This is a genomic window from Paractinoplanes bogorensis, assembly GCF_018829635.1.
Taxonomy (GTDB): domain Bacteria; phylum Actinomycetota; class Actinomycetes; order Mycobacteriales; family Micromonosporaceae; genus Actinoplanes; species Actinoplanes bogorensis.
The window spans coordinates 130,644-139,334 of sequence record NZ_JAHKKG010000020.1; the positions used below are offsets into that span (position 1 = coordinate 130,644).

At 70.6% G+C, this 8,691-nt stretch carries 8 protein-coding genes; 4 read left to right on the top strand and 4 right to left on the bottom strand.

Annotation, left to right across the window (positions count from 1 at the left end; genetic code table 11):
• Nucleotides 1-1,527, top strand: coding sequence for a COG1361 family protein (locus tag KOI35_RS44190; RefSeq protein ID WP_215795752.1), 1,527 nt, complete (start codon nt 1-3; stop codon nt 1,525-1,527).
• Here the strand turns inward: KOI35_RS44190 and KOI35_RS44195 are convergent.
• Nucleotides 1,505-2,572 (bottom strand): DNA polymerase ligase N-terminal domain-containing protein, encoded by a 1,068-nt coding sequence (locus KOI35_RS44195; RefSeq protein WP_215795753.1) that lies wholly within the window; start codon nt 2,570-2,572, stop codon nt 1,505-1,507. The genes KOI35_RS44190 and KOI35_RS44195 overlap by 23 nt on opposite strands.
• A 179-nt stretch (nt 2,573-2,751) precedes the next feature.
• Here KOI35_RS44195 and KOI35_RS44200 point away from each other — a divergent pair, with 179 nt between their 5' ends.
• Together KOI35_RS44200 and ctaD are read left to right on the top strand one after the other, a co-directional pair.
• A complete protein-coding gene (locus KOI35_RS44200) occupies nt 2,752-3,858 on the top strand; it encodes an FAD-dependent monooxygenase (protein ID WP_215795754.1) in 1,107 nt (368 codons plus the stop codon).
• 138 nt (nt 3,859-3,996) lie between these two features.
• A complete protein-coding gene (ctaD, locus tag KOI35_RS44205; RefSeq protein ID WP_215795755.1) occupies nt 3,997-5,751 on the top strand; it encodes an aa3-type cytochrome oxidase subunit I in 1,755 nt (584 codons plus the stop codon).
• 48 nt (nt 5,752-5,799) lie between these two features.
• On the opposite strand, the gene KOI35_RS44210 is transcribed toward ctaD, so the two are convergent.
• The 3 genes from KOI35_RS44210 to KOI35_RS44220 all read right to left on the bottom strand — a co-directional run bounded on the left by KOI35_RS44210 (nt 5,800) and on the right by KOI35_RS44220 (nt 7,710).
• Complete coding sequence (locus tag KOI35_RS44210) at nt 5,800-6,453, bottom strand: TetR/AcrR family transcriptional regulator (RefSeq protein WP_215795756.1); 654 nt, start codon at nt 6,451-6,453, stop codon at nt 5,800-5,802.
• Entirely contained in the window at nt 6,450-6,770 is a 321-nt protein-coding gene (locus KOI35_RS44215) for a DMT family transporter (protein WP_215795757.1), read from the bottom strand. Before KOI35_RS44215 ends, KOI35_RS44210 begins: the two co-directional genes overlap by 4 nt.
• Before the next feature lie 151 nt (nt 6,771-6,921).
• Nucleotides 6,922-7,710, bottom strand: coding sequence for a helix-turn-helix transcriptional regulator (locus KOI35_RS44220; protein ID WP_215795758.1), 789 nt, complete (start codon nt 7,708-7,710; stop codon nt 6,922-6,924).
• Nucleotides 7,711-7,763: 53 nt separating this feature from the next.
• Here KOI35_RS44220 and KOI35_RS44225 point away from each other — a divergent pair, with 53 nt between their 5' ends.
• Nucleotides 7,764-8,570, top strand: a complete 807-nt coding sequence (locus KOI35_RS44225; RefSeq protein WP_308121432.1) for an SDR family NAD(P)-dependent oxidoreductase — start codon at nt 7,764-7,766, stop codon at nt 8,568-8,570.
• The last annotated feature ends 121 nt before the right edge of the window (nt 8,571-8,691 follow it).

Genomic DNA, 8,691 nt, shown 5'->3' on the forward strand with positions numbered 1-8,691 from the left:
ATGCATCGTCGTGCGCTCGCCGCGCTGGCCGCATTAGCCTTCGTCCTCGTCTGGGCGGCCCCGGCCTCGGCCGCGGCCCCCAAGGTCGGCTTCTTCGTGAAGAGCTACACGATCGCGCCCGGGTCGGGCGCGACGATCTACACGATGCTGTTCGCCGACCGGAACCTGCCGCTGGCGCGGAACGCGGTGACGATCCGGTACAGCTTCATCGGGCAGGACCCGGCCTTCAAGCTGAACGAGGCGGGCCACCCGAACAACTGCAGCGTGGCCATCCCCGACCGGCTGGTGCTCGACTGCGGGGCGGCCGTGGACGCGCTGACCCCGGCCGGCGTCGACTCCGGGGTGGTCGGCTTCCTCGACATCGCCGCCGACGCCGTGCCCGGCACAAGGGGCACGCTCACCGCGACGATGACCGTGAAGGGCTACGCACCGATCACCCGCACCTCCACGGTCACGGTCGGCGAGGCCATCGCTCTCACTCCGGTCGACGGCGAGCAGGAGCGGTCGGCCGCGCCCGGCGCCCCGATCGACCACCCGCTCACGCTCACCAACTCCGGCACCGCGACCGCCCAGGGCGTCGCACTCCTGTCCGGCAGCCAGTACGCCTTCGACACCCGTACGCGGTACAGCAACTGCTTCTACACCGCCGACTCGCTGAGCGGGTGCACGTTCGATCAGCCGCTCGCGCCCGGTGAGACCTACCGGGTCACCCTGCCGCTGCGGGTCCGGGCCGACACCTATGCGCCGAGCGTGCAGTACGGCAGCTGGCAGTGGGCGACCGACGAGGAGTTCGCCGACCTGCGGCAGTACGCGCTCAAGGGCGGATTCGGGCCGATCGGCACGCCCGGGCGGGGCGGCGTGCTGCGGCTGACCCCGGTGGTCACCGCCAAGGCCGGTCCGCCGCAGGCCCTCCCGGAATACACCGTGCACGGCCTGAAGCTCACGGTCACCGGCAAGCAGTCGGCCGACCTGGCCGCGGTCGGTGGCCGGGCCTCGGGCCGGAAGGGCTCGGTCGTCTCCGTCTCGGTCGGCCTGCGCGATCTCGGGCCCGCCTCGATCGACCACTCCCGGATCTTCGGGAGCAAGCCGACCTGGCCGACCACCCGGGTCTATGTGCCCAAGGGCGCCACCGCGGTCCGCGTGCCCAGCCACTGCAAGCCGATGACCAGCGGCGGCGGGGTGCTGGACGAACAACCCGGGCGGCCCGGCCAGGCGCGCTACAGCTGCGACTTCTACTCCCTGCTCAAGGTCGGCGGCACGGTGACGTTCGACTTCGGGTTCCGGATCGACCAGGTCATCACCGGCGCCCGTGGCGGGGTGGCCGTCGCGCCGTCCGACGACGAGATCAACCAGGCCAACAACTCGGCCACGATCGTGCTCAACCCGGCCGCACCCGCGGACGGCGGCTCAGGCGGGAACGGCGGTGGTGGCGGCCTCCCGATCACCGGGCCGTCCGCGCTGGCCGGTCTCGTGCTCGTAGCGGCCGGTGCGGTTGCTCTGCTGATCACCCGGCGCCGGACGTCCTGATCGTCAGCCACAGACGGCTGCGGCGGCCGGGCAGGTAGGGGGAGTCGAGGCGCTTGGCCACGACTCCGGTCAGGCCCTGGGCGGCGGCCGCCTCGAGCGCGAACTCGCCGCCGCCGGGGAAGTACGGCGGGGTCTGCCAGTGGTCGCCGTTGATCGCCAGGCCTTCCAGCAGCTCGCGCCGCTCGGCGTAGCGCACCGCCTCGACCGTGCTGTGGCCCTCCAGCCACAGGAGGTCGTACGCGAGGAAATGCACCGGCGTCCGCTCGGCCGCCCGCTTGGCCGCGCCCGAATCCTTGGGTTGCCTCCGCTTCTCCAGCTGGGTGACGTCGGGCAGGGTGACGATCTCGCCGTCGAGCACGGCCTCGATCGGGGCCAGGGCCGGGCCGAGCGGGCGGATCTCCGGATACCACGACGTCACGTCGGCACCGTCGGGATCGAGGAGGCGTATGCGGCCGCCGTCGACGTACGCCGTGGTGCGCCGGCCGCCCCAGGCCATCTCGTAGCCCCACTCGTCGTCCTCAGCCGGGATCTCGGTCGCGCGCACTGCCTGCATCGGGGCCACCAGCTCGGGCATCGACTCCCAGCCGGGCTCGGGCGGGTCCATCCGGCGGACCATCCAGTCGTTGCCGCCGGTCTGGAAGAAGACGTAGCGCCCGGTCGCCCGGTCGCCGTGGAATGTGACACCTATCTCGTCGTCGCGCCACTTGCCGGTCTCGTAGGTGCCGCTGTCGAAGATCGCCATCCGGCCGCCGCCGTACTCGCCGGCCGGGATCTCGCCCGAGAACTCGAGGTATTCGAGCGGATGGTCCTCGGTGTGTTTGGCGAGGTTGTTGCGGCCCTGGTCGCGGGGCAGCCCGCGCGGCACGGCGAACGAGACGAGCACGCCGTCGCGCTCGAGCCGGACGTCCCAGTGCAGGCTGCGCGCGTGGTGCTGCTGGATGACGAACCGGCGGTTCCCGGTCTCGCCGGGTGTCTTCTCCGGCACCGGCTCCGGGGTGCGGGACGCGTCCCGTTTGCGCCGGTAGTCCGCAAGACGGTCGGTCATGCCCCTCATATTCTCCCGGGACGGGCGGAAATACACGGGTGTAGTTCGCCCGGCGCGGGAACTCACGCTGACGATCGGAACAATTCGGACTCTTCGATGATCACGGGTTTCCCCTCCCGGTGGCTCGGGGTAGTGTCTTGGCTCCGACGCGTGTCCGACGGGTGGGAGGCAAGACTGCGATGACGTTGCGCATCCTGGTGGTGGGCGCCGGAATCGCCGGGCTGGCCGCGGCGCGAGCCCTGCGCCTCGCGGGCTTCCGGCCCGACGTGGTCGAGGAGCTCCCGGCCACGATGATTCCCGGCGCGGGCATCTACCTCCCCGGCAACGCGTCGCGTGCGCTACGCCAGCTCGGCCTCGACGCGCCGCTGCGGCCGCTGGGCGATCTCATCTTCCGGCAGGTCTTCCTCGACGCCCGTGGTCGCGAGCTCTTCGAGATGGATGTGGCCGCTCTCTGGGCCGGCGTCGGCGAGTCCCGCGCGCTGTCCCGGGCCGACCTCCAGCAGGTCCTGCTCACCGGGGTCGGCGGCGAGGTGCGTTACGACACCGCCGTCCGCGACCTCGAGATCTTCGACGGTGCGGCCAAGGTCGAGTTCGCCGACGGCGCGGTCGCCGAATACGACCTGGTCGTCGGGGCCGACGGGCGCCGCTCGACGATCCGGGCCAAGGCCGGGCTGGGCGGCGACGCCGCGCCGACCGGCCAGATCGTCTACCGCTCGGTGGTCACCGGCGGTCCGCCCCTGAGCGACTGGACGGCCCTGCTCGGGCGCCGGTCGTCGTTCGTGGCGATGCCGATGGGCGGGCGCAAGCTCTACTTCCACGCCGACGAGACGGCCCCCGACAGCCCGAACCCGGAAGATCCGATCGCCCGGGTCCGCGAGCTGTTCGGCGGCTTCGGCGGTCCCGCGGCGGCGATTCTCAAGGCCATCGAGAAGGTGCAGGTCGCGCGCACCGACGAGGTCGTGCTCGACACGTGGTCGCGCGGTCCGGTGGTGCTGGTCGGTGACGCCGCCCACGCCACCGCTCCGACGCTGGCCCAGGGCGCCGCCATGTCGTTCGAAGATGCCGTGGTGCTGGGCGAGGAGCTCAAGCGGGCGCCGCAAGACGTGCGGGCGGCGCTGGAGGCGTACGAGAAACGCCGTCGCCCGCGCTGCGCCGAGATGCGCGACCGCACCCGCGAGCGCGACCGCACCCGCGACGTGCCGCCCGCGCTGCGTGATCCCATGCTGCGCCGGCGTGGCCTGCGGATCTTCTCCGAGCACTACCGTCCGCTGGTCCAGCCCGCCTGAGCGCCCAGCACAATCCGTTGTTGACCTCTTTGGTCACCCCCCGCCCGCGGGGGGTCGGCGGGGGACTATTCTGCCTGCGAGGTACGCCTTTCCTCTTGCGCGTACTGAGTGGGACGAACGAGACAACGGAGGCTATTCGTGACGACCGTTGCGCCTAAGCCGATCGTGACCCGGCCATACCCGGTCCGGCGGCAGGTCAAGGGTTCGGCACTCGCCCGGATCCTGCGCACGACGGACGCGAAGCAGATCGGGATCATGTACATGATCACGGCCTTCGTGTTCTACATGCTCGGCGGCCTGATGGCGCTGCTGATGCGCACCGAGCTGGCGCGGCCGGGCATGCAGTTGCTCTCGCCCGAGCAGTACAACCAGCTGTTCACCATGCACGGCACGATCATGCTGCTGTTCTTCGCGACGCCGATCGTGTTCGCGTTCGCCAACTTCGTGGTGCCGATCCAGATCGGCGCGCCCGACGTGGCGTTCCCGCGGCTGAACGCGTTCGCCTACTGGCTCTACCTGTTCGGCGGCACGATCACCATCAGCGGGTTCATCACCCCGGGCGGCGCGGCCGACTTCGGCTGGTTCGCCTACACGCCGCTGAGCGACGGGCTGCACTCGCCGGGCGTCGGCGGCAACATGTGGGTGGTCGGCCTGGCCCTCTCCGGTCTGGGCACGATCCTCGGTGGCGTCAACATCATCACCACCGTGCTGACCCTGCGCGCCCCCGGCATGACGATGTTCCGCATGCCGATCATGACCTGGAACATCCTGGTCACCAGCCTCCTGGTGATCATGGTCTTCCCGTTCTTCGCGGCCGCGTTGTTCGCCCTGGCCGCCGACCGTGTGCTCGGTGCCCACGTCTTCGACGTGGAGACCGGCGGCCCGATGCTGTGGCAGCACCTCTTCTGGTTCTTCGGCCACCCCGAGGTGTACATCGTGGCGCTGCCGTTCTTCGGCATCATCACCGAGGTCATCCCGGTCTTCAGCCGCAAGCCGGTCTTCGGCTACAAGGGCCTGGTCGCCGCGACGCTGCTGATCGCCGCCCTGTCGATGTCGGTGTGGGCGCACCACATGTTCGTCACCGGCCAGGTGCTGCTGCCGTTCTTCAGCTTCCTGAGCTTCCTCATCGCGGTGCCGACCGGCATGAAGTTCTTCGTGTGGATCGGCACGATGTGGCGCGGCCAGATCAGTTTCGAGACACCGATGATGTTCGCCATCGGCTTCCTCGTGACGTTCCTCTTCGGTGGTCTGTCCGGCGTGCTGCTGGCCTCCCCGCCGATCGACTTCCACGTCTCGGACTCGTACTTCGTCATCGCGCACTTCCACTACGTGCTGTTCGGCACGATCGTGTTCGCGGTGTTCTCGGGCATCTACTTCTGGTTCCCCAAGATGTTCGGGCGAATGCTCGACGAACGTCTCGGCAAGATTCACTTCTGGCTGACGTTCATCGGCTTCCACGCCACCTTCCTGGTGCAGCACTGGCTGGGCACCAAGGGCATGCCGCGGCGCTACGTCGACTACCTGGCCTCCGACGGGTTCACGTTCCTGAACACGTTCTCGACCATCGGTTCGTTCGTGCTCGGCCTGTCGACGCTGCCGTTCATCTACAACTGCTGGAAGTCGTACAAGGTCGGTCAGGTCGTCACGGTCGACGACCCGTGGGGTCACGGCAACTCGCTCGAGTGGGCCACCTCGTCCCCGCCGCCGCTGCGCAACTTCGACCGCATGCCGCGGATCCGCTCGGAGCGCCCGGCCTTCGATGCCAAGTTTCCCGAACTTGCCGCTGGTGAGCAGTCCATCGCCGGCCCGCCCGAGGGTGGGGCGCGACCGCTGACCCGGGAATCCGACGGTGGGGCGACCTATCCGGAAGACACCGGCGCCAACCGCGACTGAGATCTCACGTGAACGGCCCGCTCCCTTCGTGGGGGCGGGCCGCTTTCGTTATCCGGTCGTCAGGCGGCGGATCGTGGCGGTCAGGGCCTCGCGGTCGACGTCGTGGCCGGTGATCAGGGCCTGCAGGGTCACGCCGTCGAACAGGGCCATCACGTCGCGGGTGGCGTCCCGTCCGAGGTGCGGCTCGAGGATGTCGCGCATGCCGGTCAGCCAGGCCATGGCCAGCGGGCGGAGGGCGGGATCGCGGGCGGCGGCCACGTACAGTTCGCACTCGATCTGGGCGCGCTGACGGTCCGTGAGGTATTCCACGATGAGCCCGGCCACCGCAGCCGGGACGTCCGAGGCGGTGCGCAGCCGCTCGGCCCACACCTCGAAATCGGACTGGAGATCGGCCGCGGCGAGCTGCAGGCCGGCGGCGATCAGATCGTCCAGCGTCGGGAAGTAATAGGTGGTGGCGCCGAGCGGCAGGCCCGCCTTGGCCGCGACGGCCCGGTGTGAGGTCCGCGCCAGGCCCGACTCCGAGATCACCTCGAGCGCGGCCGCGGCGAGATCACGCCGGCGGGCCTCGGGGTCGCGGGCCCGCTGCGGACGGCGTTCCCCGTCGGCCTGGCGACGGGCCGGGCGGCCCGGGGCCGGGCTGTCGTCGTGGGCTGGGTCGCGGTCGCTGCGCCGGCGGCGGGGCCGGGCCGTGGATTCACTCAATGCGCACCGCCCAGGTTCACGGTCACTACTCCGGCGATGATGAGGCTGACTCCGACGACCTTAATGGTCGTGAGGGGCTCGCCGAGGAAGACCGCGCCGATGGCCACGATCGCGGCCGTGCCGAGGGCCGACCAGATCGCGTAGACGACGCCGACCGGCAGATCCTTCACCACGACGGAGAGCGCGGCGAACGAGATCGCGTAGCCGGCCAGGCAGCCGAGCGTCGGCCAGAGCCGGGTGAAGCCGTCCGTGAACTTGAGCATGCTCGTGGCCAGGACTTCCGCCGTGATGGCGACCAGGAGGAACACGTACGGCACGGCGACCTTCTCTCAACTTGTACGGTCGTACTAGTACGACCGTACAAGAAGCATTCCGAGCTGCCCATGGTGATCCGTGCCACGTGATCTCAGAAACGCGGCTGCGCTGCCACCCGCCTGTCCCGCGGCGTGCTGCCGTCGGCGGTTTGGCTTATCCCGCGGCGTGCTGTCGCCGGCGGTAGTGCAGTGGGGACTCGCCGATCTCGCGTTTGAACGCGGTGCTGAAGGCGCTCTCCGAGCCGTAGCCGAGCTCGGCCGCCAGCGCGCCGACGCGGACGTCGGGATCGCGCAGGGCGCGTTGTGCGAGCACCATCCGCCAGCGCGACAGGTAGGCCAGCGGGGGAGTGCCCGCGACCATCCGGAACCGTGCGGCGAAGCTGGTCCGCGACATGCCGGCCGCGCGGGCCAGCTCAACCAGCTCCCAGGTGCGGCCCGGCTGCTCGTGCAGGAGTCGCAGGGCCGGGGCGAGCGGTTCGTCGGCGAGCAGCCGCAGCCACCCGGTCGGCGGCTCGTCCTGCTCGAGGTAGGCGCGGAGCACCTCGAGCAGGATCAGCTGGCCGTTCTGCCGGATGGCGAACGCGGACCCGAGCCGCCCGCTCGAGGCCTCGGCGAACAACTGAGCCACGAGAGCGGCCAGCCGGGACGCCGCCGGTGTGCGGGCGCGGACGTGGACCAGGCCGGGCAGAGCGGTGCTGAGCAGTTCGTGCCCGGCCGGGTTGACCTGGACCCAGCCGCCGATCAACACGTCGTCGGTCGCCAGGTCGGCCGCGTCCAGTGCCATCGAGTCGAAGCTGGTCTCGGGGATGAGCTCGGTCGGCGGTCCGTCTCCCAGTCCGCCGTACGCCTCCAGGTAGGTGCGCTGATTGAGCAGCACGACGTCGCCCGGTGCCAGCTCGACCGGGCCCTGCGGACCACCAGGGCCGTCCACGCTGAGGCGCATCGAGCCGGCTCGGTCGCGAGACCACCCGCGCGCTTGCGGCCGCCGGCGCCGCGGTGACGGTTGCGGCCCGTGACCCCGAGCGGGCGGCCGCGGCGGTCGACAGCATCCCCGGCGTCCGGGTCGAGGCGCTCGACCTCACCGACCCGTCCTCGATCGAGGCGTTCGCCGACCGGTGGGCCGGGCAGCCGTTGCACATGCTCGTCAACAACGCGGGGGTGCTGTTCGGGCCGGAGAGGCGGCTCGATCGGCGCGGCCACGAGCTGACGTTCTCGACCTCGCACCTCGGTCACTTCCAGCTCACCCGCGCGCTGCTCCCGGCCCTCCGCGCGGCCCACGGTGCACGCGTGCTCTCGGTGACCTCCGGCGCGGCCCGGTTCGGCGAGATCCACTGGGACGATCTCGATCTCGCGGCCGGGTACGACCCGGTCGTCGCCTACGGGCAGGCCAAGCGGGCGAACGTTCTGTTCACCGTCGAACTCGATCGCCGCTGCGCGCCCGAGGGCATCCGGGCCTTCGCCGCGCACCCGGGGGTCATCGTCGGGCCCGGCCCGCACAGCGGCGCTCGGCTGGAGTCGCTGCGCGCGCAGGGACTCGTCGACGAGCACGGGGTCACGATCATCGACCCGGCGGCGGGCAAGAAGACCATCGAGCAGGGCGCGGCGACGATCGTCTTCGGGGCCGCGAGCCCGCTGCTCGACGGGATCGGCGGCGCCTATCTCAAGGACAGCGACGTCGCCGTGCTCGACGACGAGGTGCGCCCGCTGACCGCGGGCAGCATCCCCTCGGACGCCAACTCGGCGATGCTCGACCCCGGCGACGCGCGGCGGTTGTGGGACCTGAGCGAGAAGCTGCTCGCCTAGGTTCTGTCTCGCGGATCATGAGTGGCGATCATGGATGACGGTCGTTGAATCGGTATGGCACGTGGTGATCTGAGCAATGATGAGTGGGCTGCGCTGGCACCTTTGCTGCCGGCTCAGCCCG